This is a genomic window from Aeromonas sp. 19NY04SH05-1, assembly GCF_040581895.1.
GTDB classification, from domain to species: domain Bacteria; phylum Pseudomonadota; class Gammaproteobacteria; order Enterobacterales; family Aeromonadaceae; genus Aeromonas; species Aeromonas enteropelogenes.
Genome location: NZ_CP095328.1, coordinates 2,989,619 through 3,013,855, shown reverse-complemented (window position 1 = coordinate 3,013,855; position 24,237 = coordinate 2,989,619). Strand labels below are relative to the sequence as shown.

Here is a 24,237-nt window from a genome sequence, read left to right as displayed (position 1 = left end):
TGCGACACTCATGGATGAATGGCGAGAGGTGGCCAACTGCTGATTGGTGGTACCCTTCTGCTCGCCAAAGTAAAAGCAGTATCACCATGAGCTATCAGCAGTTGACCGAGGGGCAACGATACCAGTTATCGGTGCTTCGCGCACAGGGGATGTCCATCCTTGCCACCGCACGCGCCATTGGCGTTCATCGCTCCACCCTCTACCGGGAGCTGCGTCGTAACGCCGGGCCGCAGGGCTACCAGCCAGACAATGCGCATCAGCACGCCACCCACCGACGGGCCAGTGCGGCCAAATCTCGGCTATCTGCCGATGTCATCCAGTTTGTCGAGCTGACACTCGCCTGGTGGTGGAGCCCGGAGCAGATAAGCGCGGTGGGCAAGCAGATAGGCCTCATGGTGAGTCACGAGTGGATATACCGCCATGTGGCCGCCGACAAAGCCCGGGGTGGCCAGTTGTACCGCCATCTGCGCCAGGGCCACAAGCGCTACCGCAAGGGGGCGAGCAGCCTGCGTTCTCCCATCAAGGAAGCCCGCTCTATTGATGAACGGCCGGCTATCGTCGATAGCCGGGAGCGGCTCGGTGATTGGGAGGCGGACACGGTGCTGGGCAAGCAAGGCACAGGTGCACTGGTCACCCTGGTGGAGCGCAAGAGCCGGCTCTATCTGGTCAAGCGGGTCGCGAGCAAACAGGCTGGGGTGGTGCGGGATGCGATAATCGAGATGTTAACGCCCTACATCGAGCAGGTGCATACCATCACCTTTGACAACGGCGGCGAGTTTGCCGAACACAAGGCGATAGAGGAAGCGCTGGGTGCCGAGACTTACTTTGCGCACCCTTACTCTTCGTGGGAGCGCGGTCTGAACGAGAACAGCAATGGGCTGTTGAGGCAGTTTATCCCAAAGGGAACAGACCTGAGAGAGGTCACGGACGAGGATGTCAGGAGAGCGGAGCAGTGGCTCAACCTACGACCTCGGAAATGTCTCGGATTCAGGCAGCCTGTCAAGGTATTCGAAGAGTACCGTCAGGCGGCATAGGCGAGTGTCGCACTTCGAAGTTGAATTCGCGGTCATCGTTTCATTTCTGGAAGGGGACCCGGACCAGCCTATTGTGACGGGGCGCACCTACCACGCCACCAACCGGCCGCCCTATGAGCTGCCGGCCAACAAGACCCGCACCGTGCTGCGCACCGAGACCCATCAGGGTGAGGGTTTCAACGAACTGCGTTTTGAAGACCAGGCCGGGCAGGAAGAGATTTACCTGCACGGTCAGAAAGACCTGAACGTACTGATTGAGAATGATGCGGCCTGGCACATCAAGCACGATGAGCATCGGGATATCGACAACGAGCGGGTGACCCGTATCAAGGCCAATGACCACCTGACGGTGGAAGGTGAGAAGCGGGACCATATCAAGGGTGACCATTCGCTCACGGTGGATGCCAGCATGCACCAGAAGCTGGGACAATCCCTGTTGGTTGAGGCGGGCAGCGAAGTACACCACAAGGCGGGCATGAAGATAGTGATGGAGGCTGGCGCCGAGCTGACCCTCAAGGTGGGGGGCAGTTTTGTCAAAATCGACCCAAGCGGCGTCACTCTCTCTGGCGGCTCCATCAAGATGAACTCGGGCGGCAGCCCCGGCTCCGGCTCCGGTTGGGGGGGGAAGACGCCCGGCCTGCCAATGGGGGTTGCATTAGCTCCTTATGTTGTACCGCCAACACCAGAGATGATCCCGGCCATGTTGGTCGCGGCAAAAGCCGGTGTGGTCGCAATGCCCATGTGTGGCAAGCGCTCCAATGGCACATGTGAACGGGGGGACTGCACATGCAAACTCGATGGGAGCAGTTAACATCCCTGCATCGCTTTTCTCCCGATAGCTTGCCAATCAACTACCTGTTGATTGACATGGCGCGCTGGGAAGCGGCGCAAGAGGTGATCCATCAGTTCATTGAACAGCCCGAATTAACTCTGCTGTTTGCTGGTACGCACCATCAAGCCTTATTGGAGGTGAGCCCCCTTTTGCTAAGGTTCCCTTCAGATAGTGCGATAAAGGAAAGGTTGCTCACGGAAGTGCGTGACAGACGTGCTGGTGTTGCGCTTCGCGCATCGCTCTCTTGCGAAGAGCTAGCAAACCATTTCAGACAGTTCCTTACGGTGCCAGATGGGCAGGGACAAAGCTATCTGCGCTTTTACGATCCGGCCATTTGGCTGGCTATCTATGTCAGCCAGTATGATGCTCTCTTGGTGAGCTCGGCGTTGGAGGCAGTGTACTTGCCTGACTGGTGCTCCACAGCGTGGTGTGAAATTGTCAGTGCTGAGCACGAAGCGGCCCTTGAGCAACCGGTGTGTTTGAGTTCGGAATTGCTGGCGATGGCTCAGAAAACCCGTCTGCTTTATAGCTTGCAAGCAGCCCGGATTGACCCTGCCCTGTGTTATGGTCTTGCCTCTTCGCTTGCATGCCTGATTGAGAAAGGTTTGACCGAGCAGTGGGAACTCATGCCTTGGCTCACCCTGCTTAATGATTACCCCGCACCCGTGCTGGATGGCCGCATGGCACAGTGGTTGGCCACCTTCGATATTGAGTGCCATGAGCCGCTGGCTGTGGCAAACCGTTTTTGGCAACATCAGACCCATCAGCCAGTGGAGGCGTTATAGATGTCCGCACCAACCACGACTACGTCACCTGTAGTCAGCAATGTCATTGATGAAGGGCTCTGTCAGTCGCCGACCATGTTGCCTTTTGTTCCGTTGCCTGCAGCTGCATCAAATGAGTCGTTTGCTGCGGTCAAATCCCCCTGCTCGGCAAAAGAGTTTGAAGACATCTTCTACGTCAGCGGCTCCAACTGTTTCTGGCTGGTCGAGAAAAAAGCCTTCAAGAAGATAAAAATGGTGGTCAGTGAATTTGAAGCCAAGGTGCTTGGCTCATCCAGCAAGCTGCAAGCGCTGGCTGCACAGGGTATTCAACTCGATAGCCTGATGATTAGCCCGACAGCATACAGCTTCTTGACCCCTGCCCAGCAGCAAGAATGGAGCAACATTCAGGCAAGAAGGCCAACCAGCCCGACTTTTTCACCCTATGGGGATAACAGCCAGGCAACAGTACACAAGCAATTTATCAATCGTGCTGCTGAGGATGCCAAATGCATCGCACAGCTGGAGCAGCTCAAACGTCAGGGGATAGAGCAAGCCAAGGCGCAAGGGTATGAAGTCGATAACAATGGCCACTACTATGACCCGCGTCAGGTCAAAATCGGCAAATTGCTGGCGCAATACAACAAGGCCCGTGCCACGTTTGTGGCAGAAAAGCCTCCGGCAGAGCAGATTGAATCGCTCCGACAGGCGGTGCTGAAAACCCAGACTCTGATGCAGGAGCACAGCAACGGTCTGATATGGCCGAGTGATGATTGGTTTAGCCATCGTCAGGATACCCTGGCCAAGATGACTGCGGCGCAGCAGACCCTCAATCGCTGCATCACCGAGCTTGGCGCGCTCGGGGTCGCCGTGCCTGAGTTTGCCCTGAGCGGTATAGAGGGGTGTGTGGCCGGTGATAAGTGCTACGCCAGTTGGTACGCCTATCTGGCCCAGAAAAAGCAGGCCGAGGAGGAGCTGGAGAAGACCACCAAGGCCTTCTTGACCGCGCTCGATAGTGGTTATGCCGCCAGCAGCGACAAAGAGAATCCCTTGTTGCCCCCCCAGCAGATGTTTCAGCGTCAGCTCGATGCCATCAATGCTGCCCACAAGCAAGCGAACGAGCTGTACGAAAAGGCACTGTTGGCCTGCTCCCGCCAAGTCCCTCCTCGGGTATTGGCATGGGAGGGGGAATATCAGCGCCAACCCATGGACGTATTGACCAAGGGCGATTATCCGCTGCGCGAGATCTGCTCGGCGGCGTTATCGGTAGAGCCGCTCAGCTACTTCAGCCTCTGGCAGTTGCCGGTAGACAAGGTTAGGGAGCGGGCAGGTGATCTGCTCAAACTGGAGCAGGATCCGGTGCTGCTCGCTTTGCTGGCGCAAGATGGCATTACCCCTCTCCCGCTGCAAAAGGGCTGGTTTTACAAAGAGAATGGCGCCCTCAATTTTGACAAGGTGGCCGACTACCTGGAGCAGAAGAACATCAAGGTGAGGGCTCTCGACTCGTGGCGTAGCCGCTTTGCCGGACACCTTGGCACACTGCTCTATCGCTCTGACAAGCAGGTGGAGTTTGGTCCCTTTGATGAGTCGCCCCAGGCGCAGCTGATGCGGATGATGAGTTACAGCGACTGGAAGGGCAAACTCAGCAGTTCCGGCAAGATAGACCCCCCGCCGATGACTCTGACCTATCAGGACGGCACCGTCTCCATGCCTGGACCGAGCGCCAGCTTGTCGGTTACAGCAGAGTTTTATCCTCTGCGCGGGGAGATCGATCTGTTCAGGATCACCTTGCCACGAGGTGCGAAACCCACGATAGCAACCCTGATCGCCCCCAAGAGTGGCAACAAATACCAGATCAATCTGGGCACCTGGGCCGTAGATGTCCATGCCAAGGCGTGGGGCAAAGCGGGCGCCATGCTCAAAGCGGGCCGTGAGGCATCGCTCAATGCCAGCGTCGGGGGAATTAGCCTCAGTGGGCTCGATGTGGCGGTCAAGGCTGAAGAGAAGGGGGAATTTACCGCCGAGGTTGGGGCTGAGGTGGGCTGCAGTCTGTCAGGACGCCTGCTTTGGACGCCGGATAGCAGCATGATCCAGCGTCTGGGGATAGATGGTCAAGCAGCCAAGCTGCCGCTTCAGCTGTGCAAGGCCACCACCGGGCTTAAGGCTGAAATCAAGGACACGCTGAGCGAGTTCCCCTTTATCCTGAGCTGGCGCAATAACCGGATGCGGTTGGGGGTCAAGGCCGGGGTGCTGGGAGGCAGCGCCAAGGCCAAGGGCTATTTCGAGTTTGAAGTGGATTGGCAATCTACCGGTTATGTGGTGGCCATGTTTCAGGATCTGCTGCGCCGCTGCAACTACGAGCGGGTCGAAGTCTTCGCCGATGAGGAGAGCTATCAGCGGCTCTCTAGGGCCAGCCAGCTGGCACTGCTGCTGGGGGTCAATATTGGCCAGATAGTGGCAGCCGAGAAGGACTTTGTCGACAGGCTTTATGGCAAGCTTAATCGCAGCCAGAATGCGGGTCTGGTGGCGTGGACGCTGTCTCACCACCTGTTGCCGAAGCAGGGTAATCCCAATCCGGCATTACGCCCGGATACGGCTGGCGATGCCAAGGCCAATGCAGCAACAGAGGCCAAGTTAAAAGAGTGGGCCAATGGTCTACTGCCAGAGGCATTGGGCTCGTTATTGGGGACTTTGGTAGCAAATGCTAAAGACCTGCGTGTTAAGTCGTTAAATGTCGATTTGCCCGATACACAAGTTCATGTGTTACAGCAATTGACCATCGCTCGCTTGGTTGATTGGCTCTATAGCGGTCATACTACGGCTGAGAATCGCCATAAATTCCAAGAGGCGATCAGTCGTATGAACGAAATCAATGTGCAGGATCAGATTGGTGCTTATAAGCGTAACCTTAGTGCACTAGATAAATATATGGAGTTGCCTGCGGACAGTAGAAATGATGACCTTAGGTCAACTTTAATAAAGTATCGGCGAGCTCGCAATGCATTATCAAATATTCGTTGGGAGAAAGCACAGCCTAACTACAAGGTTTCTAATATGTATGGTCGAGCTCAGATTCAGGATGGGTGGAATGTTAAGAATTAAAAAATTTTCAATACTTGTGTTGAGCTTGTTGTTCGCAACCTCATTTACATATGCAGCATCAGATAAGTTGGCAACAGCAGATGAGCTTTATCAACAAGCAGTTATCCCTTATGAGCAGGGTTGGAGGAAAGGTGTTGACCTGATGCTCCAAGCGGCCGACTTAGGTAGTGAGCAGGCGCAATGCTGGATTGCAAAAAGTGCAGTTGACTCGGTTTGGGTTTGGTCTGACATGTCTTACAAGTATTTTAAGATGGCGGCAGATCAAAACGCACTCTGTGGTTTGTTGGCCTTATCAGTCAATGAAGAAGGTGGCATTGCTATTATGCGCCCCAAGGCATTTCTTGTTGATGGAGTAAGTATCAATACATATAAGGAAAGATTTGATGCTGCTTTATCATTAGGCATTTCTGAAAGTAATATAGAAGCACTGAAATTAAAAGGTTTTCTTAGTGACAATAAAAATGAGGAATGCAAGTGGTTTGAAAAGGCTGCGAAGTTTAATGATGCTGACGCCCAATTTCGCCTTGCTAATAAAATAAAGAGTGGCTGCGGATGGTACGTCATTCCTGGCTCCCGTGAAAAATCTGTTCGTTACTGGACAGAGCAAGCCGCCAATCATGGCAATCCAAGAGCTATGGAGGTTATGTCTAGCTATGCTGAGAAAGACAAAGATATTGTTGGAATGCTGGCTTGGCTCGAACGTGCAGCCAATACAGGAAATATTAACTCGATAAGGATCTATAGCACTTATCTGATGGGAGGCGATGAGTTTACCATTCCAATTCCTGCTGATATGCAAAGCAATAAAAAAGCTTACGCTTGGTTATATGTGTTAATCCATCAACTACCACCAGAAACTGAGGATTCAGCCTATTCCCGTTCTGTTAAAGAACTCAGTATTCTTGAAAAAAAACTCTCAGAGAATGAAATTGAAGACGCTAAATCTTGGGCTAACGAATGGATGAAAACGCATCAAGTTAGAAGTTACTTTTTAGAGTTCGGAATGTAACAGATCTTGTTGTTACTGCAAAAACCACCTGACAGGCAAGGCTAATGGCCAGGGAAGGCGCCGCATCAGCTTTATGCCCATTAGGTGGCTGTGTAGCATAGCGGATTCGCCAGCAAGACAGCACTACCTCATCCGTCACTTTTTCACTCTGCGAAGAATTTTCCCATGACACATCGAGCCTTATGGCTGGCGCTGACCGCCAGCATGTTAACTGCCTGCTCTGCCACGGCACCACGAACTGACGCCGAGTTATCTCAAGCCGCACGGCAAGGGGATGGCAAGGCCCAGTACGAGCTGGCCCAGCGGCTTGCCGCCAAACCAGATTATCCCAATGCCATGCACTGGATGCAGCAGGTTGCCCGGGAGAGCGGTACTTTGGCTGCTGATCGGCAGACCCGTGCCAGCGCCGCCTGGCAAGTAGGGGAGTGGTATCAGGCCGGATTGGGCGAGCCCAAGGATCCGGCGCAGGCGACCCTGTGGTGGCAGCGTTCGGCGCGCCTTGGCAATACCAATGCCAGCTATCAGCTGGGGGTGGCGTGTCGGGAACAGCATCAGGGCAAGCTGGTGAGCGAGTGTCTCGACTGGTTCGAGCAGGCTGCCAAGGGGGAGCATGCCGAGGCGCAGTTGGTCCTGGGTCAGTGGTATGCCACGCAGCGCGGTGCCGACGAAGATGCCATCAAGTGGCTCGAAAAAGCAGCCGATCTTGGCAACCGCGATGCCCAGTATCAACTTGGCTTGCGCTATGAGCAGGGCAAGGGGGTAGCCAAGCGACCGGATCTGGCACAGCGCTGGTATGACAAGGCGGCGGCCCAGCAGCAGCCGGATGCCTTGCTTTGGCAGGCGAAGCAGGCTGCGCCTGCCAACGCGTTTGCGGCCTATCAAGGCGCCGCCAATGCCGGTTCCGCCGAGGCCGAGCTTTGGCTGGGCATGGCCTATCTGGCGGGTGAGCAAGTCAAAGCGGATCCGGCCCTTGGTCGCTACTGGCTGGAGCTGGCTGCCGGCCACGGCAATCACGAGGCGCAATATCAGCTGAGCTTGCAACAGACTGCGCCGGGCGATCGCATCCAGCTGCTGACTCAGGCGGCACAAGGGGGCGTGACCAAGGCCTGGTTCGAGTTGGCTCAGTTGCAACAGGAACAGGGGGAGCTGGAGCAAGCCAGGGCCAGCTATGGCAAGGCCGCCCAACAAGGTCATACGGCAGCACAATACGCCTATGGGGAGATGTTGCGTCTGGGCCAGGGGGGCCAGGAAGATTATGCCCTGGCGCTCAAGCAGTATCGTCTGGCTGCGATGAAGAACAATCGGATGGCGCAATACCGCATGGGCGCCCTGCGTGAAGAGGGGCTGGGTGCGCCGCGCAACCGGATCCATGCCTATGCCTGGTTGTCGCTGGCGGCGACCGAAGGAATGCCCGAGGCGGCGCAGGCACGGGATGAGCTGGAAGCGGCGATGACCAAGCCGGAAGTCAAAAAGGCTCAAAAATTGTCGGAGCACTGGTTCGGGAAGATGACGACAGAGGCTCAAGGTAGCTAGACCAAAGGCCGCGCCTGACCAGACTGTTTTTGATTCTGTGTCACGAAGGACGGTGATTGAATCGTCAGAGATGGGATGGCCCGGCAGGGGCTATCCCATCGTCTTTTTGATGTGTCAGAACGCCCATATATCTGGCTCCATTTAGCTATTTTTGCGGGTCAAAAGTGAAAGCGTTTTCAGAAATCCTTTTCAACTGTGATCCGCTTCAAAGCTTTTTCGTGCGTCAACCTCTAGCATTGGCACCACGAATTAGGGGCTAACGCTCCCGATTTTCCCGCTGTGGGAGGTAACTGGTGAATCCAGCTATTTCCTTCGTTACTTTCGACGGTCATCAATGGATGGCCGTTTTTTTTTTGCGTTATTTCGTTGTCAAGGGTCGAGCCGCTGGCGCTTTACCGTTAAAATTCCGCTTTTGCACCTGCCCGTGAGTCTTGATGTCTGTTTCCACTCTCTCTTCGGATAGCTATGCCCTGCTCACCGCGTTGCAACTGCAGCGCATTGCCAGTACCCGCCTGCTGCAAGAGCAGCTGGGGCTGGGTCACTCCCTGCCTGGCGACCTGCTCCGGCTGCAAGATACCGGACTGGTGAGGCTGCGCGGGGAGCAGCAGTGGAGCCTGACGGCCGAGGGAACGCTGGCGCTGATCCTGGGCGTGCGTGGCGGGTTTTGTCCCGCGCCGGACTGGCACAAGGTCTCCTCCCTGACCGGTCAGGATCTCGCCCACGCCCTGGTGCGCGAGCTGTGTCGCGGCAAGGCGGGGGAGGTTCCGGCCTACTTCTCGGCCAGCGAACTGCTGACCCTGCTCGACACGCCGGATGCCTACCAACTGCTGGCAGGCTCCAGCCCCGCCTGGCAACAGTTGCTGCTGGAGCACTTCTCCCTGCAACTGCTGCTCGATGCTCCTTATGAAGCGCAGTGGCCGCTGGCTGGCCAGCTGCATCGCTGCGCCCCCGAGGTGCAACCCCTCGCCCGGGCATTCGAGGCTGAGTGGCGCTGGCTCTGTGGTGACGACGACGGGGTGAGCACCGACTGGCCCGCCTTGCAGGCGCTGGCCATAGAGTCGCCGGGGCCGCTTGGCGAGCGCCTGCTGACTGCCCTCGGCCAGTGGCAGGGGAGTCATGAGGCCGGGCAGTGGCCCCGTTCGTTCAGCGCCCTGCTCTGGCTGGGCTGGTTGCAGCAGGCCGATCCCGTGGTGGCGAGCGAGCAGCGCAAGAAGTGGCAGCGCAGCCTGGCGGGCCAGTTCCCCTTGCTGGGTGACCTGCTCAGCCAATGGGCGGGGGAGCGCCACGGCCAGGCCGTGGGTCTGTTCGATACCCTGCAACTGCCGGTGGAGGAGTTGCACTGGGGCTACCTCTGGCTCGATCTCTGTGCCCTGGCTCGCCACGGCACCCAGAGTCCCCAGGTTGCCATGCTGCACAAGTGGGATCTCACCCACCTGCTGGATGCCGAGCCCCATCACAGGCTGATGGGTTTTTGTCAGGATCTGCTGCGCCTGCTGCTGGAGGAGACGGTCAAGGGGGCGCCCTTGTGCCAGCTGCAGGAGGGCGATAAGGATGACGACGAGAGCGACGAGGATAAGACGGCGGCGTCCGCCAACTGGCTCAACTGGTTGCAGGGGCTGGGGCGTGCCAGCGGGGTACGCAAGCCCCAGGAGCGGCTGGTGTGGCTGCTCCACGCCGACGGTCCCGAGCTCGAGTGCAAGATCCAGAAGCTCAGCACCAAGGGGGAGTGGACCGCCGGTCGCCGAGTCGATCCCACCCTGCTTTCCACCCAGTATGCGGCCCTGCTCGATGAGCACGACTGGGCGCTGGTGCGCACCCTGCCCCGGGTGATGAGCCGCTTGCCCCGGGATGTGTGGGCGCCCCTTGCCAATCACCCGCGGCTGTTCAATGCCAGAGGGCAGAAGCTGCAGCTGGCGCTGACCGCGCCCCTGCTGCAGATAGTGGCGGTGGAGCAGGGGATGAGCGCCCGCCTCATTCCGGCCGCTGCCGCGCGCGGGGCCCATATCATGCCGTTGGCGCAGGACTTGTGGCAGCTTATCCTCACCCCCCAGCCTCTGCTCGATCGCCTGCCGGCTCTCGAAGCCATCCCCCTGCTGCCCGCCGAAGGGCTGGCAGAGCTGCAACAGACCCTGGATGCCATCCCGGATCTGCCCTGGCACAGCCAGGTGCCAGGACTGCAAGGCAATGCCGAACTGGCCCCCTGGCCAGGGATCCCGTCGGTTCAGCTGGACTGGCAGGATGGCCAGCTCTCGGTCAGGCTGGTGACCCGCTTCGATGACGTGCCCCCCCAGCCTCTTGGCAAGGGGGAGGCCATCGTGCGCCAGGGGATCCAGGAGTATTGCTACTGGCAGCGGGATCTGGCGGTCGAGAAGGAGCAGGCCCAAGTGCTTCGCGCCGCCCTGCCCATCGGCCTGCCCGGCACCGAGTGGCGACTCGAGGGGGAGCAGGCGCTGGCGTTGGTCAATGCCCTGCCCGAGCTGGTGGATAACGGCGTGGTCATCCACTGGCATCAGGACAGCGCCCGCCTCAAGAGCCTGGACGAGGCGGCCCTGAGTCTTCGTATCGAGCGGCGCCAGGACTGGTTCCAGGTGGAGGGGGCCTTGTCCCTCGATGAGCACCAGATCCTCGATCTGCGCCTCATCCTGCGCCAGATGACCCCGGGTCAGCGCACCGTTCAGCTCGACGAGAAGACCAGCCTGATGCTGAGCGACAAGCTGGTAGAGCGGCTCACCATGCTGGGGGCCATGCTGGACGAAGATCAGCGGATCAACAACAAGCTGGCCTATCCCCTGACCCGGCTGCTCTCCGTCATCACCACCGAAGGGGATGAAGCCTGGCAGAACCTGCAGCAGGAGTGGCAACAGGAGGTCGAGTGCTCGGCCGAGCTGCTCGAGGCGCTGCGGGATTACCAGAAGGATGGCGTGCGCTGGCTTGCGACCCTGGCCCATCACGGCTTCGGCGCCTGTCTCGCCGACGACATGGGCCTTGGCAAGACGCTGCAGGCCCTCATCGTGCTGCGCATGCGCCAGCATCTGGGCCCTGCGCTGGTGGTGGTGCCAAAATCTGTGGTCACCAACTGGCAGGAGGAGGTGGCCCGCTTCGCCCCCGAGCTGGAGGTGGTGACCGTCGACAATCCTGCCGAGCGGGAAGGGGTGATCCGCGAGGCCAAAGCAGGTCAGGTGATCCTGCTCAATTACGGCATGCTCGGCGGCCTGTCGGCGGTGCTCAAGTCACGCAGTTGGCCCTCCATCGTGCTGGATGAGGCGCAGCAGATCAAAAACGCCGGCACCCAGCGGGCCAAGCTGTTGTTCCAGCTCGAGGGGGATTTTCGTCTTGCCCTCTCCGGCACCCCCATCGAGAACCATCTGGGGGAGCTGTGGAGCCTGTTTACCTTCATCAACCCGGGCCTGCTCGGGAGCCTCGGCGAGTTCAAGCGCCGCTTTGGCAAGGCGGTGAAGGATCCCCAGCACATGGCGCTGCTGCGGGCGGTGATCAGCCCCTTCATCCTGCGTCGTCTCAAGCAGGAGGTGCTGACCGAACTGCCGGACAAGACCGAAATCATCCATCACATCAGCCTCTCCCCCGAGGAGCGCCAGCTCTACGAAGCGACCCGGCGCGAGGTGGTGCAGCAGGTGCAAAGTGCCGATGGCCGCGCCCTGATGCACGTGTTGAGCGGTTTGACCCGGCTGCGCCGGCTCTGCTGCTCCCCCGAGCTGGTGATGCCGGAGTGGTCCCAGACCAGCAGCAAGCTGGACGAGGCGATGGCGTTGCTGGAGGAGGCCATCGACGGCGGCCACCGGGTGCTGGTGTTCAGCCAGTTTGTCGATCTGCTGAGCCTGCTGCGCGCGCGGATCGAGCAGCGAGAGTGGGACTACTGCTATCTGGATGGAGCCTGCTCGGCCAAGGCGCGTCAGGACTCCATCCTGCGTTTTCGCAGCGAGTCCGTGCCGCTGTTCCTCATCAGTCTCAAGGCGGGGGGCACAGGGCTCAACCTGACCCAGGCCGATACCGTGCTGCACCTGGACCCCTGGTGGAACCCGGCGGTGGAGGATCAGGCGAGCGATCGGGCGCACCGGATGGGGCAGACCCAGCCGGTCACCGTCTATCGCCTGGTGTGCGAGCAGACGGTGGAGGAGAAGATCGTCGCCTTGCATGACGAGAAACGGGCTCTGGCCGATGGCCTGCTGAGTGGCCAGTCCGAGGTGCGTGGCCTCGATGTGGAGAGCCTGCGGGCCCTGCTGATGAGCTAAGATCGCGCTGCCAAGGGTAAAAGAGAGGGGAACATCTGCGGATGCTCCCCTCTTTTCTTTGGTCAATCTGTACAGGAGCGGGCGCCGCTTACCCCTGATAGAGGTAGAGGTGGAGCCGCTCTATGATGGGTTCACCGCCAATCTTGCGATCCCGCCGCGCCTGCCGGCTCTTGGGCGGGTAGTGGCCAAGATGAGTCACGGCGGGGGAGCTGTCCGCGCAGAGCAGCAGGGGCAGGCTCGCCTTGATCTGCTGCTTGCGGGGCGTGCGCGCCTGCCACAGCAGGTTGATCATGGGGTGAGTCTTGACCGGGCGGCGGATCCGCAGCTCGGCATCCGCGGGCAGGCGACGGATGTCGTACACCTCCTGATCCACCATCTTGCTCCACTCCTCGTTGTTGGAGAGGGCCGGCACGTAACGACGGCTGCGCTCCAGCATCTCCAGCACCTGCTCCCTGCTGAGGCGGTTGATGGTCTGTTTGTCGGCCCAAGTAAATCCCAATGATTGCAGCTCTCCCTCCAGCAGGGTCAGCTTGCGATAGACCTGCAGGGTGATGACGCCGGGCAGGGCGGTGTGGACCAGCTCGAACTTCTCGTCCCGCCCGCCGGCCTGCTGCACCAGCCCCTTGAACTCGAGCTTGTGGCGGTTGATCTCCTCAATCAGGGGGGCCAGCAGGGGGGCGGTGGCGGCCGGGAAGCGCAGCCAGCCGGGCAGGCGATGAGTCGCCTTGGTGGAGCAACCCGGGCGGGCGCTGTGATCCTGATAGGCGGCCAGGGTGGCGGCGAGCGCCTCCTCTCCACATAGATAGCCCACTTCGATTCGCTCGATGGGGTCGTGCTCTTCCCCCTGCGGGACCGGGGGCAGGGGGTAGACATGGGCCTCTTTCAGTTCGAGCTGGCGCAGCAGCGCGGCCAGCCGGGCCAGTGAATCTTCAATCGCCTCCATTTTTTGGCGCAGGGCGGCGGTAGGGGTAAAGGTGTCCATCGATGATCCTGTTGTCGCATCCGGCCCTGGAGCGGGCTCGGTGATAGGCAAACTACTGTATAAATAACCATACCAGCATGGCGGCGAGGCGCCAAGTCGTGGATGGCTGCTGGCCTTATGCATGGGAAAGAGACGGCGCCAGGCAGGTTTCTTTTGTGTGTCATTGGGTTAAGTAACGATCAATGAAAGATCAATAAATTAACAAAACGCTGTAAAGACGAAGTTATCGGCGCAGGGGTGGCATGCTGTGAATGCATAGGATGCGTGCTGAATTGCATAGATAGAGGGTTCCTGCCCAGCACAATATGCTGTGGCAGCATACGGCTGCTGTTCGTGTTTTATTAATCCTTTATATTCAACGAGTTAAATTTACATCGTTGCGCATTTAACCATTAGTTTTGCTAATGTCATGTATCAAAATTCGTCAATTGAGACGGATCCGGCCCCTGACTAAGCTTTGCGCATCATCTTCAAGCCCAGTGCGCAAACATCAGAACCCGGAGGAGCCATACCATGGCCAACATGACCTATACCCAAGCCGGTTATCACCACGACAGCGAGCTGAACCTGATCGCTCGTGCCAAGATGACCGTATTGACCTGGCTGGAGCGCAGCCGCAGCCGTCGCCAGCTCTCCGAGCTGCCCGAGTACCTGCTCAAGGACATCGGTCTGAGCGAAGCCGATCGCTATCAGGAAACCACCAAGCCGTTCTGGCGTGGTTAATCGACCGGGCATGGATGCCTCGTTGTTCTGCTGATCCCCATCCCCCCTTACCAGCCAGTGATCGAGCGGCTGCACCACGCTGTTTTTCCCCGCCAGCAACCCTTTAACGGTTGCCCTTGACCCTATTGGTTTCTGCGCCAGCCTGTTCGCCAACTTGTATCATTAATGTTTGAATCCGTTTAAAAAACGGATTTTAAGCCGCGTCGCCTTGCGTATAATCCACCCTAGTGTTTCAGAGCAAGAGGGTGAGATGGATGATTCCCCAGCATGATTTTTTGGCCTTGACCCGCAGCCATGAGTGGCAGCTCGAGCCCTTTTCCTATGCGTTGGCCAATGGCGACAGGGTGAGTGTCTGGGATACCGGCGTGCTCTGCCTCGAGCCCGCCTCCGGGGCCGGTGATCAACCGGGCGGGCGCAAGGATATCGTGCTCTCCTGTGGCATTCACGGCAACGAGACGGCCCCCATCGAGATCTGCAACCAGCTGCTGACCCGATTGCTCGAGGGGGAGTTGCAGGCCCGTCACCGGATCCTGTTCCTGTTTGGCAATCCGGCCGCCATGAACCTCGGGGTGCGGGAGGTGGAGGAGAACATGAACCGCCTCTTCTCTGGCGCCCACAGCAAGGGGGAGGGGCTGTGCAACCGGGAGCGGATCCGCGCCATGCGCCTCGAGCAGTATGTGAGCCGCTTCTTCGCCGATCCGGACCGCCCGCGCTATCACTACGATCTGCACACCGCCATTCGTGGCTCGCGCCACGAGAAGTTTGCCGTCTATCCCTTCCCTCACGATCGCCCCCACTGCCGGGAGCAGGTTCAGTTTCTCGGGGCCTGCGGAGTGAGAACCATCTTGCTCTCCGGTGGCCCCACCACCACCTTCAGCTATTACAGCTCTCACCAGCATGGAGCCCACGCCTTCACGGTGGAGCTTGGCAAGGTACGCCCGTTTGGCGAGAACGACATGACTCGCTTCATCGAGACCAAGGTCGCATTGCAGGAGCTGGTGACCCAAGATGAGGTGGCACTGGAGCCCTGGCGCGCCGAGGACTTCACCCTGTTTGCCATCGATCGGGTGATCAACAAGCGATCCGAACATTTTCGCTTCCTGTTCGCCAGCGACGTGGACAACTTCACCGAATTCCCCCAGGGGTTCGTGCTGGCTGAGGATGGGGATCTGAGATACACGGTTGAAAAGCCGCGCGAGGCCATCGTCTTCCCCAATGCCAACGTGGAGGTGGGGCAGCGCACTGTGCTGCTGGTGGTGCCGACCCGGCTATGGGACTAGTCGCTACCGCGTTGAAAAGAAACGGGGCCAGTCAGTTGACTGGCCCCGTTTTTGTATCGGGTCAAGGCGTGGATCGCGCTTAGCTGTTGTTGTTCACAAACAGGGTCAGCTCCTGGCCCGGCTTGAGGTAGTCCCCCTTGTCGAGCTGGTTCCAGCGCATCACATCGTTGATGGCCACCTAGAAGCGTGCCGCGATGGAGGAGAGGGAGTCGCCACGGCGAACCTGATAAACCACCGACTTGTTGCTCTTCCCCTGCTTGGGATAGACCACCAGATTCATGCCCGGCTTGAGGGCCGACTTGGCATTCAGGCCGTTCCACTTGGCCAGCTCGTTGTGAGAGACGCCGTGGATCTTGCTGATGCTCCATAGGGTATCGCCGGAGCGCACCTTGTAGCTCACCTTGTTCTTCGACGTGCTCGCACGACTCGCCAGCTGCTGCGGCTTGCTGGCAACCGTGGGCTGGCTGCTGACCACTGCCTTGCCGCCAAGGGGGATCACCAGCTGCTGGCCACGGCGCAGGTTGTTGCTGCGCAGGTTGTTGGCCAGTTTCAGCTCGCTCACGCTGACACCATGGTTCTGAGCGATGCGCGACAGTGTGTCTCCACTGACCACCTGATAGGAGCGGGTACGGATACGCTCACTCTTGGGCAGATCCGCCAGCGCCAGCTCGAGGGTATCGGCGTATTCGACCGGTACCAGCAGCCGGTAGGGGCCACGGGGGGACATCACGCCACGACTCAGGGCCGGGTTGACCTCCTTGAGATGGGAGACGCGCAGGCCTGCCAGCTGGGCAGCCACGTTCAGATCGATCTGGCTGCCCGTCTCGACCACCCGCAACTTGGGCTGGTTGGCAAGCACCGGCAACTTGATGTTGTACTTGTCCGCATTACTGAGCATGTCTGCCATGGCCAGGATCTTGGGCACGTACATCTGGGTTTCCCGCGGCAGATCGAGGGACCAGTAGTCAGTCGGGCGACCGGCACGCTGGTTGCGCACGATGGCGTTGCGAACCCGCCCTTCACCGGCATTGTAGGCGGCCAGGGTTTGCAGCCAGTCGCCATCAAAGAAGCGGTTCAGGTATTCCAGATAGTCGAGCGCCGCATTGGTGGACGCCAGTACATCCCGGCGACCGTCATACCAGTTGTCGTGACGCAGGCCGAAGTTTCGGCCGGTGGCGGGCACAAACTGCCACAGACCGACCGCATTGCTGCGGGAGCGAGCACGAGGATTGAACATGCTCTCGATCATCGGAACAGTAATAAGCTCCATTGGCAGCTCACGCCGTTCTATTTCCTCCACCATCAGATATAGGTAGGGTTCAGCCCGGCTGGCAATGGTCGCCAGATGCTTGTCGTTGCGCAGCAACCACTCGCGTTGCTTCCTGATACGGGGGTTATCCGGGGTATCCAGTTGCATATCATCGCTGATACGCACCCACAGATTGTCCGTATCTTCCATTTCGTCCAGCTGTTCATCGCCGAAAACGAAACGTGAAGCATGTTTTTTATTCGCTTTTTTATTGACCTGGGGGGACTTGATCGGCTCGATTGCCGTTAGCGCCCGGTCACCCTGATGGCTCAGGTTTTGGCAGCCGCTGAGCAACAGCGCTGCCAATAAGGCCGTTCGTACCTTCATCTCGTTCCGGTCATTTGTAACAAAAACAGCCCGCATCATAAGGGGCAACGTCCCCCTGATCAAGGTTTGCTCAAAAAACGTCCTTCCATTGGCGCAGGATGGTGAAGGTATCTACCGGATTTTCCACGCATTTTAGAGCGTGTTTTTCAGCAGAAAATCTTACCGAGTCCGCCTCGCAACGCAGAAAAACGTTGAATGACTTTTCGTCTCCGAGCCGGCTGGGCAGGCTGGGCAGCCCCTGTTGGCGCCGTTTGCTGATCAGCCCGATCTGGCGCTGGATCGCCGGGTTGTCCGGCTCGACTGCATAGGCAAAGCGCAGGTTGGACAGGGTGTACTCATGGGCGCAATAGATGAGGGTGTCGTCGGGCAGGGCGGCGAGCCGCTCTAGCGAACGATACATCTGCTCCGCCGTCCCTTCGAACAGGCGACCGCAACCAGCGGAGAAGAGGGTGTCACCGCAAAACAGCATGCCTTCGCTGTAATAGGCGATGTGGCCACGGGTATGGCCGGGTACATGGATCACCTCAAGGGCGAGACCATGCCAGTTGATCTGATCGCCATCCTCCAGCCATTGGCCGTGGTGATCCGGCATGGGGTCCAGTTTGGGCCCATACAGCTTGGCGTGGGGGAAGTGGCCGAGCAGTTCGCCAACACCGCCGACATGATCGTGATGGTGATGGGTCAGCAGGATGGCATCGAGTTGCAACTCCAGTGCGGCCAGCCGCTCCAGCACCGGAGCCGCGTCGCCCGGGTCGACGACCAGGCAATGATTTTCGTGTCGGATCAACCAGATGTAGTTGTCGTTAAAGGCTGGAACTGTGATCACTGGATACATGAGTCTGCTTCTCTTTAGGGAGGGTATCTTATATAACAGGATGGCGTTCGAAACCCCGAGTTGAGCCCTATTATGCAGGTGGCACGTACCGAACAACAAATCGAGATCCCGACCAGCTGGTCCGCATTGCCCATGGGGGACTGGGTGGCGGGTGAAATTCAGGAGCGGCTCGACAACTGGTGCCCGAACCTGTTTGGCTATCATCTGCTGAAAATTGGTGCCCTGAGCGCCGAGCTTTCCTGCAAATGCTCCTCCATTCGCCACCAGATCGGTGTCGCCCCCGAAGGTCGGCTGCTCGACATGTACGGCGATCCGCTGGACTTGCCGGTGCGTACCGGCAGCGTCGATGCCTGTCTGCTGGCCCACTGTCTCGATTTCTCTGCCGATCCCCATCAGGTATTGCGCGAAGCCGAACGGGTGCTGACCGACGATGGCTGGCTGATCGTCAGCGGCTACAACCCGCTGAGTCTGGTCGGGATCGGGCACTACATGCCGGTGCTGCGGCGCAGGTTGCCCTGGTCGGCACGGATGTTTACCCCGGGACGGGTCACGGACTGGTTGCAGTTGCTGGGATGCGAGGTGATGTTCGATGAACGCTTTGGCTACTCGTTCATGGGGCGACAAAGCTGGCATAGCTGGTGGCGGGAGAGCCTGGGACGGGATTATTGCCGGGGATTTGCCTCTGTCTATGTGATTGCCGCCCGTAAGCGGCGCTTTCCACTCATCCCGGTGCGACGCCGCTGGCAGTTGCCAAAATCGCTGGCCACACCGGGAATGGCGCGTCAGGGCTGGTAGCCGGTATCCTCGGCCAACTGCTTGCCGCAGGCAGCTTCTCTGGCCAGCTCGTCACAGCGTTCGTTCTCCGGATGGCCGGAGTGCCCTTTGACCCAGAGCCACTCGATCTGGTGGCGGCTCACTTCCGCATCCAGCGCCTGCCACAGGTCGACATTCTTGACCGGCTGGCGATTGGCTGTCATCCACCCTTTTTTCTTCCAGCCGATGATCCACTGGGTGATCCCCTGGCGCACATACTGGCTGTCTGTGGTGAGGCGAACCTGGCAGGGCTCGTTCAGGGTGCGCAGGCCCATGATGGCGGCCATCAGCTCCATCCGGTTATTAGTGGTGAGCCGAAAACCGGCGCTGATCTCTTTGCGATGCTTGCCATAAACCATGACGGCACCGTAACCGCCCGGGCCCGGATTGCCGAGGCAGGAGCCATCCGTGAATAAATCAATCTGTTTTAACATGAGTAATCAATCTGTTTTAGCTGAAGGCTTGGGGTAAACTAGCGGGTAAAGCCGAAGTTTGACATAGATTGGATCATGAACACACCCCAACTGAATCGCCAGATCATTCTGGATACTGAAACCACAGGTATGAACACAGGTGGCGGCCCCGTCTATCTGGGTCACCGCATCATCGAAATCGGCTGTGTGGAGGTGATCAACCGCAAGCTGACTGGCAACCATTACCACGTCTATATCAAGCCGGATCGGCTGGTGGACCCGGAAGCGGTGCAGGTGCACGGCATTACCGACGCCTTCCTGGCCGACAAACCCTCCTTTAACCAGATCGCCGACGAGTTCATCGAGTTTATCCGCGGTGCCGAGCTCATCGCCCACAACGCGCCGTTTGACGTCAGCTTCATGGACTACGAGTTCAGCAAGCTCGGACTCGATTTCAAGACCGCCGATATCTGCAGCATCACGGATACCCTGGCGATGGCGCGGGACCTCTTCCCGGGCAAGCGCAACAACCTGGATGTGCTCTGTGATCGCTACGGCATAGACAACTCCCACCGGACCTTGCACGGGGCCTTGCTCGATGCGGAGATCCTGGCGGACGTCTACCTGTTGATGACGGGTGGCCAGACCAAGTTGAATCTGGCGACCGAAAGCAATGAGAGCGAGAGCAGCCAGGACACCAGCATCCGACGGCTAGAAAGCCATCGTCCGCCTCTCAAAGTGGTGCGGGCCAGCGCCGAGGTGCAGGCGCTGCACGAGGCGAGGCTGGATCTGGTGCAAAAGAAGGGGGGAAGCTGTCTGTGGCGGCAATGAGCAGGTGGTGGGCTTCTCTCCTGTTGCTCTGTTCGCTGGGGGCGGCGGCGACCGAGGTGTTTGCGCCCTCCGACATCCCCTTGCTGGATAACCGCTTTCGCATCGACTACGGAGTGAAGGAGATCACCTTCATCATCAAGCGCAAGGCGGGCACCCCGTCGGTGATCCTGGTGCGACCCGATGGCAGCAAGCTTTATGTGGGCCGGGTCAAGCCTGCCGATGTGGGTTGGCTGGCATTGCCAGAATATGATCTCATCACCCTGCGCAATCCCATGCCGGGCCCCTGGCAGGCGATAGGGGAGGTGGTTCCGGACAACCGGGTGCGCATCCTCTCCGATATCAAGCTGGATATTGAGGCGCTGCCGATGCAGCTCTATCAGGGAGAGGTGATCAAGCTCAAATCCTGGTTGCAGATAGCGGGGGAGCAGCCTGCAGACAACTACTATCTCTCCGAGCTGGGGATGACCGTCAGGTTGCAGTCGTACAGCGATGACAAACAGCAGGAGGTGGTGCTGGACAAGGTGCTCGGCCAGTATCATGACGATGGCAAGGGGCTTGACGAGGAGCCGGGGGATGGGGTTATGACCGCAGAGGCGGTCTTGGAAGATATTCCGACCGGCAAATACCGCGCCATGTTCAGCACGGGTAATCAGGTGTTTGAACGTGCCCGTTATCAGGATGTGCTGCTCTACCCCTATCCGTTCAGTTATAACCTGGAGCTGCCTTCTGACGTGCAAGGGGCCAAGATGGCATTCCTCATCGATCGGGATGAACTGGATCCAGCCTCCGTGGTGATCCAGGGCAAAGTGACGAGCAAAGAGGGGGGAAGTTATCCCTTTAGCCAGACGGGGGCCGCCCCAAGGCTGAATATCGACCTGTCGATGATCAAGGACCCAGGGCAGTACGAGGTACAAGCCACGCTCTATGGCACCAACTTGCTGGGGCGCGAAGTGAAGATCCTGTTGCCCGGCAAGAGTTTCAACATATTCCCGCCGCCCCCGCCGGTTGAGGTGGCGCCTGTCGTCTCCAGCGCGCAGCCCGTTGAAGCGCCGCAGGAAGAGGAGATGGGCTGGCTGGTCTGGGTGCTGGCCGGGGGAGGCGTGTTGCTGCTGGTGCTCGGTGGAGTCGGGTTTGTGGTGTTGCAAAAACGCCGGGCCCTGAAGCGGGCGCTGGCGGCAGTACAGGCTAAGAGCCCGGAGTCCGCTGACACGAGTACCAAGCTGGATCTCAACTTACCGGAGCAGTGACACAGGCCATCGGGATAAAAAAACCGCCCTCCATGGGCGGTTTTTTTATCTGGCGCCTTGCTGTGTCTGTCGCAGGCCAATGTGGGAAGGGGACGGCTAGTGCTCGCCGATATAAACATCCTTGTACTGTTCGCGGATCTCGAGGAACTTGTCCAGATTGGCCATCATCAGCTCGACCAGGCTGGGATCGAAATGCTCCCCTTTCTCCTCTTCTATCAGGGCCAGCACCTTGTCCAGTGGCCACGCCTTCTTGTAGCAGCGATCAGAGCCGAGAGCATCGAACACGTCGGCGAGAGCCACGATGCGCCCCTCCAGCGGAATATTCTCCCCTGTCAGACCGCGAGGGTAGCCGCTGCCATTCCACTTTTCATGGTGGTTGCCTGCGATGGTGGCCCCAATCTGGAACAGCGCCAGATCGCTGCCGGAGAGCATGTCCTGACCGAGCTGGGCGTGGGTTTTCATAATCTCCCACTCTTCCGGGGTTAACTTGCCAGGTTTGTGCAGGATGGAGTCCGGGATCCCCACTTTGCCGATGTCATGCAAGGGCGATGCGCGCTTGATAAGCTCGCTCTGCTCCTCGCTCATGCCAAGCAGCAGGCAGAACAATTCGGTATAGAGCGCGACCCGTTTGACATGCAGTCCCGACTCCTTTGAGCGGGTCTCGACCAGTTCACCGATGCGATAGATGATCTCCCGCTGGTTGTCGGCGATCACCTCGTTGAGCCGGATATTCTCCAGCGCCACTATGATGTTTTCGGTGAACAGGGTGAGCAGACCCGTGTCCATCTGGCTGAGCTGGCGAAAGGTCTCGATATGAAACAGCAGATGGTGGCGCGGATTCTGGCAGTAAAGCACCATCTGCTCCGGGGCGTAGACGTTGGCTCTGCTGGCCATGGCCTGGCGCAGGATCTCGGGGGCGTCGCTCAATCGCAGCGGAGGCAAGCCGGGCAGCAGGGGTTCGAGTATCTGATCCCGCACTTCATAGGCCGACTGCTTGAGATCATAGATCTGGGTTTCTCCCAGATGAAGCAGGGCCGTCAGCTGGGCCTGTGCTCCTTCGACAAACTGGCGCAGGGCCCGCTTTTCAAAGATCCCCTTGGAGGCTTCAATGACCTTTTCCAGCCCCTGGCGATTACTCTCCAGAGTGCGGATATCCCGATAGGAACGCAGGCTGGCCCGCAGCAGGGTACGCAGCTTCTGGGAGGTAAGCTCGGTTTTGTCCTTGTAGTCGTTGATGTCGTAGTTGGTGACCACGTCATCTTCCGGGGCCTGGCCAGGTTGCCCGGTACGCAGCACGATGCGCACCATCTTGTTTTGCAGCTCGTCGCGAACAAACTTCACCACATCCAGGCCGGCATGATCGAACTCCATCACCACATCCAGCAGCAGCAGGGCGACATCAGGAGTTGTGGCGAGCAGCTCTTTGGCCTCGGCAGCGGAGTAGGCATGCAGAAACTCAATGGGACGATTGTCAAACTCGAATTTGTTCAGGGTGATCTTGGTGATGCGATGAACTTCGGGCTCATCATCCACGATCATCACCTTCCAGCCAGCCTGTTGGCTATCGGGAAGGACGATATCGTCATCATCAATAATCAGGATCTGGTCATCCATCATACAATCCTGTTTGGCATCTTGTGCTTACATTAACTGCTTCACTAAGGATAGGAAACTTATTGAGAAATAAAATTTGATCGCGAAAAACTGTGGTCGGGCGCCGTGGCATGGCGGCCTGCCCAGGCTCTCTCAAAACCGCCGTACAGCCATGAACAGGGGCTGGCTTGCAGGGGGAAATCCCCCTTCGTCATGGCGCCGCGAGCCTGGTTCCAGTGACTATGATGGCACACTCCTGATACAAACCGATGAAACGGGAATAAATCTCATTTGATACTGATTCTTGTTTGCGTGTAGCATAGGTAATCTACTGCAAGAGGAATTCATCTGTGTCCCCAACTCTGCCTCCCAACCGTCCCCGTCTGTTGAGTGTCAAAGCCGTTACCCAAATTACCCCCAATCTGCGCCGGATCTGTTTTACCGGCAGTGAACTGGCCGACTATCCCTACACCTGCGGCGGTGCCCACATCAAGGTGATGCTGGCACAATCCCACCAGGCAGAGCCCGTGCTGCCGACCATGACGCCAAACGGTCCGCGCTGGCAGCAGCCGACAGACAAGCCCATCATCCGCACCTACACATTGCGAGCCTTTCGCCGCGAGTCCCTGGAGCTCGACATCGACTTCGTGCTGCACGGTGATGGCGGGCCTGCCAGCACCTTTGCCGGTCAGGCCAAACCGGGGGACAAGGCGATCCTCTCTGCGCCCGGTGGCCCCAATCCCATGCTGCCAGCGGCAGATCACTACTGTTTGGTGGGGGATCTGACCGCCTTGCCCGCCATCATGGCGATGTGCGAAGTGATGCCTGCCGATGCCAGAGGGGAGATCGCCATTCTGGTACCCGATCAGGCCGACGCCCTGCCGCTTTCCTTGCCCACCGGGGTGCGTTGCCACTGGTTTGTCGGCGAGCCTGAAGCAAGCGGCCTGCTGGAGCATGTCATGGGCTTGCCCCTTGAACGGGAAGGAGGCTTCTTCTGGCTGGCAGGGGAAGAGGCGCTGGTGTTGCCGCTGCGTCGCCATGTACGCGGAACTCTGGGGGTCGATCGCCAGGCCATTTATGCGGTGCCTTACTGGCGCAGAGGCAAGAGCGAGGAGGCTTACCATCAGGCGCGTCACGAAGTGATGGATAATTAAGCGGACGCGAAAGAATACCCGATTCATTTCTTGCAAATAAAAATGATTTGCATTTAGTATTGCGCCGTTCCGAAATCGGTCGGTACGGCGCCTTCGTATAGAGAAGGAACCGCCCTGGATGGCCAGGCTGTTTCCTGCCCGAGCCGACTGATATCAGGGCGAAGAAGCATGGGCCTGTGCTCGTGCTATAAGCAGCCCAATCACTCAGC

At 58.7% G+C, this 24,237-nt stretch carries 16 protein-coding genes and 2 pseudogenes; 13 read left to right on the top strand and 5 right to left on the bottom strand.

Annotated elements, in window-relative coordinates; genetic code table 11:
- Nucleotides 1-86: 86 nt before the first annotated feature.
- The 7 genes and pseudogenes from MRK42_RS13725 to MRK42_RS13695 all read left to right on the top strand — a co-directional run bounded on the left by MRK42_RS13725 (nucleotide 87) and on the right by MRK42_RS13695 (nucleotide 12,521).
- On the top strand, nucleotides 87-1,034 hold the full coding sequence (locus tag MRK42_RS13725) for an IS30-like element ISAs2 family transposase (protein ID WP_019706001.1): 948 nt from the start codon (nucleotides 87-89) through the stop codon (nucleotides 1,032-1,034).
- A gap of 31 nt (nucleotides 1,035-1,065) precedes the next feature.
- Nucleotides 1,066-1,845, top strand: a pseudogene (locus tag MRK42_RS13720) (type VI secretion system tip protein VgrG); the annotation flags it as partial.
- Entirely contained in the window at nucleotides 1,821-2,651 is an 831-nt protein-coding gene (locus tag MRK42_RS13715; RefSeq protein ID WP_354688319.1) for a DUF4123 domain-containing protein, read from the top strand. The pseudogene MRK42_RS13720 and the gene MRK42_RS13715, both read left to right, overlap by 25 nt.
- Nucleotides 2,652-5,729, top strand: a complete 3,078-nt coding sequence (locus MRK42_RS13710) for a hypothetical protein (RefSeq protein ID WP_342010756.1) — start codon at nucleotides 2,652-2,654, stop codon at nucleotides 5,727-5,729. It begins immediately after the preceding gene.
- Nucleotides 5,716-6,738, top strand: a complete 1,023-nt coding sequence (locus MRK42_RS13705; RefSeq protein WP_354688318.1) for a hypothetical protein — start codon at nucleotides 5,716-5,718, stop codon at nucleotides 6,736-6,738. The genes MRK42_RS13710 and MRK42_RS13705 overlap by 14 nt, the downstream gene beginning before the upstream one ends.
- A gap of 165 nt (nucleotides 6,739-6,903) precedes the next feature.
- The gene (locus MRK42_RS13700; protein WP_342010758.1) at nucleotides 6,904-8,271 is read left to right on the top strand and encodes a hypothetical protein; all 1,368 of its coding nucleotides are present in this window, start codon (nucleotides 6,904-6,906) and stop codon (nucleotides 8,269-8,271) included.
- 434 nt (nucleotides 8,272-8,705) lie between these two features.
- Complete coding sequence (locus tag MRK42_RS13695; protein WP_354688317.1) at nucleotides 8,706-12,521, top strand: DEAD/DEAH box helicase; 3,816 nt, start codon at nucleotides 8,706-8,708, stop codon at nucleotides 12,519-12,521.
- An 88-nt stretch (nucleotides 12,522-12,609) separates the two neighbouring features.
- On the opposite strand, the gene MRK42_RS13690 is transcribed toward MRK42_RS13695, so the two are convergent.
- Nucleotides 12,610-13,503 carry a DNA replication terminus site-binding protein gene (locus tag MRK42_RS13690; RefSeq protein ID WP_342010760.1) on the bottom strand — a complete coding sequence of 298 codons (894 nt, stop codon included), beginning with the start codon at nucleotides 13,501-13,503 and terminating at the stop codon, nucleotides 12,610-12,612.
- Nucleotides 13,504-14,016: 513 nt separating this feature from the next.
- Between MRK42_RS13690 and MRK42_RS13685 the strand changes: the two genes are divergently transcribed.
- Together MRK42_RS13685 and astE are read left to right on the top strand one after the other, a co-directional pair.
- Nucleotides 14,017-14,226, top strand: a complete 210-nt coding sequence (locus MRK42_RS13685; RefSeq protein WP_026458132.1) for a DUF1127 domain-containing protein — start codon at nucleotides 14,017-14,019, stop codon at nucleotides 14,224-14,226.
- Between the two features lie 254 nt (nucleotides 14,227-14,480).
- Complete coding sequence (astE, locus tag MRK42_RS13680) at nucleotides 14,481-15,506, top strand: succinylglutamate desuccinylase (RefSeq protein ID WP_342010761.1); 1,026 nt, start codon at nucleotides 14,481-14,483, stop codon at nucleotides 15,504-15,506.
- A gap of 79 nt (nucleotides 15,507-15,585) precedes the next feature.
- Here astE and MRK42_RS13675 read toward each other — a convergent pair.
- Together MRK42_RS13675 and gloB are read right to left on the bottom strand one after the other, a co-directional pair.
- Nucleotides 15,586-17,142: pseudogene (locus MRK42_RS13675) on the bottom strand (LysM peptidoglycan-binding domain-containing protein).
- 70 nt (nucleotides 17,143-17,212) lie between these two features.
- On the bottom strand, nucleotides 17,213-17,977 hold the full coding sequence (gene gloB, locus MRK42_RS13670) for a hydroxyacylglutathione hydrolase (RefSeq protein ID WP_026457479.1): 765 nt from the start codon (nucleotides 17,975-17,977) through the stop codon (nucleotides 17,213-17,215).
- 72 nt (nucleotides 17,978-18,049) lie between these two features.
- Here gloB and MRK42_RS13665 point away from each other — a divergent pair, with 72 nt between their 5' ends.
- Nucleotides 18,050-18,772, top strand: coding sequence for a methyltransferase domain-containing protein (locus MRK42_RS13665; protein ID WP_042028490.1), 723 nt, complete (start codon nucleotides 18,050-18,052; stop codon nucleotides 18,770-18,772).
- On the opposite strand, the gene rnhA is transcribed toward MRK42_RS13665, so the two are convergent.
- Nucleotides 18,760-19,224, bottom strand: coding sequence for a ribonuclease HI (gene rnhA / locus MRK42_RS13660; RefSeq protein WP_042069971.1), 465 nt, complete (start codon nucleotides 19,222-19,224; stop codon nucleotides 18,760-18,762). The genes MRK42_RS13665 and rnhA overlap by 13 nt on opposite strands.
- Before the next feature lie 75 nt (nucleotides 19,225-19,299).
- Here rnhA and dnaQ point away from each other — a divergent pair, with 75 nt between their 5' ends.
- Together dnaQ and MRK42_RS13650 are read left to right on the top strand one after the other, a co-directional pair.
- Complete coding sequence (dnaQ, locus tag MRK42_RS13655) at nucleotides 19,300-20,034, top strand: DNA polymerase III subunit epsilon (protein WP_026457476.1); 735 nt, start codon at nucleotides 19,300-19,302, stop codon at nucleotides 20,032-20,034.
- Complete coding sequence (locus MRK42_RS13650; RefSeq protein ID WP_342010763.1) at nucleotides 20,031-21,281, top strand: TIGR03503 family protein; 1,251 nt, start codon at nucleotides 20,031-20,033, stop codon at nucleotides 21,279-21,281. The genes dnaQ and MRK42_RS13650 overlap by 4 nt, the downstream gene beginning before the upstream one ends.
- Nucleotides 21,282-21,377: 96 nt before the next feature.
- Here the strand turns inward: MRK42_RS13650 and MRK42_RS13645 are convergent, their stop codons facing one another.
- On the bottom strand, nucleotides 21,378-22,895 hold the full coding sequence (locus tag MRK42_RS13645) for an HD domain-containing phosphohydrolase (RefSeq protein ID WP_042028494.1): 1,518 nt from the start codon (nucleotides 22,893-22,895) through the stop codon (nucleotides 21,378-21,380).
- A 329-nt stretch (nucleotides 22,896-23,224) separates the two neighbouring features.
- On the opposite strand from MRK42_RS13645, the gene MRK42_RS13640 reads away from it, so the two are divergent.
- Entirely contained in the window at nucleotides 23,225-24,028 is an 804-nt protein-coding gene (locus tag MRK42_RS13640) for a siderophore-interacting protein (RefSeq protein ID WP_354688316.1), read from the top strand.
- Nucleotides 24,029-24,237 lie beyond the last annotated feature (209 nt).

Bases quoted from the DNA above. Each gene is read 5' to 3' on its own strand.
- MRK42_RS13725 (WP_019706001.1), top strand. From the start codon at position 87: ATGAGCTATCAGCAGTTGACCGAGGGGCAACGATACCAGTTATCGGTG.
- MRK42_RS13715 (WP_354688319.1), top strand. From the start codon at position 1,821: ATGCAAACTCGATGGGAGCAGTTAACATCCCTGCATCGCTTTTCTCCC.
- MRK42_RS13710 (WP_342010756.1), top strand. From the start codon at position 2,652: ATGTCCGCACCAACCACGACTACGTCACCTGTAGTCAGCAATGTCATT.
- MRK42_RS13705 (WP_354688318.1), top strand. From the start codon at position 5,716: ATGTTAAGAATTAAAAAATTTTCAATACTTGTGTTGAGCTTGTTGTTC.
- MRK42_RS13700 (WP_342010758.1), top strand. From the start codon at position 6,904: ATGACACATCGAGCCTTATGGCTGGCGCTGACCGCCAGCATGTTAACT.
- MRK42_RS13695 (WP_354688317.1), top strand. From the start codon at position 8,706: ATGTCTGTTTCCACTCTCTCTTCGGATAGCTATGCCCTGCTCACCGCG.
- MRK42_RS13690 (WP_342010760.1), bottom strand. From the start codon at position 13,503: ATGGACACCTTTACCCCTACCGCCGCCCTGCGCCAAAAAATGGAGGCG.
- MRK42_RS13685 (WP_026458132.1), top strand. From the start codon at position 14,017: ATGGCCAACATGACCTATACCCAAGCCGGTTATCACCACGACAGCGAG.
- astE (WP_342010761.1), top strand. From the start codon at position 14,481: ATGATTCCCCAGCATGATTTTTTGGCCTTGACCCGCAGCCATGAGTGG.
- gloB (WP_026457479.1), bottom strand. From the start codon at position 17,977: ATGTATCCAGTGATCACAGTTCCAGCCTTTAACGACAACTACATCTGG.
- MRK42_RS13665 (WP_042028490.1), top strand. From the start codon at position 18,050: ATGCAGGTGGCACGTACCGAACAACAAATCGAGATCCCGACCAGCTGG.
- rnhA (WP_042069971.1), bottom strand. From the start codon at position 19,224: ATGTTAAAACAGATTGATTTATTCACGGATGGCTCCTGCCTCGGCAAT.
- dnaQ (WP_026457476.1), top strand. From the start codon at position 19,300: ATGAACACACCCCAACTGAATCGCCAGATCATTCTGGATACTGAAACC.
- MRK42_RS13650 (WP_342010763.1), top strand. From the start codon at position 20,031: ATGAGCAGGTGGTGGGCTTCTCTCCTGTTGCTCTGTTCGCTGGGGGCG.
- MRK42_RS13645 (WP_042028494.1), bottom strand. From the start codon at position 22,895: ATGGATGACCAGATCCTGATTATTGATGATGACGATATCGTCCTTCCC.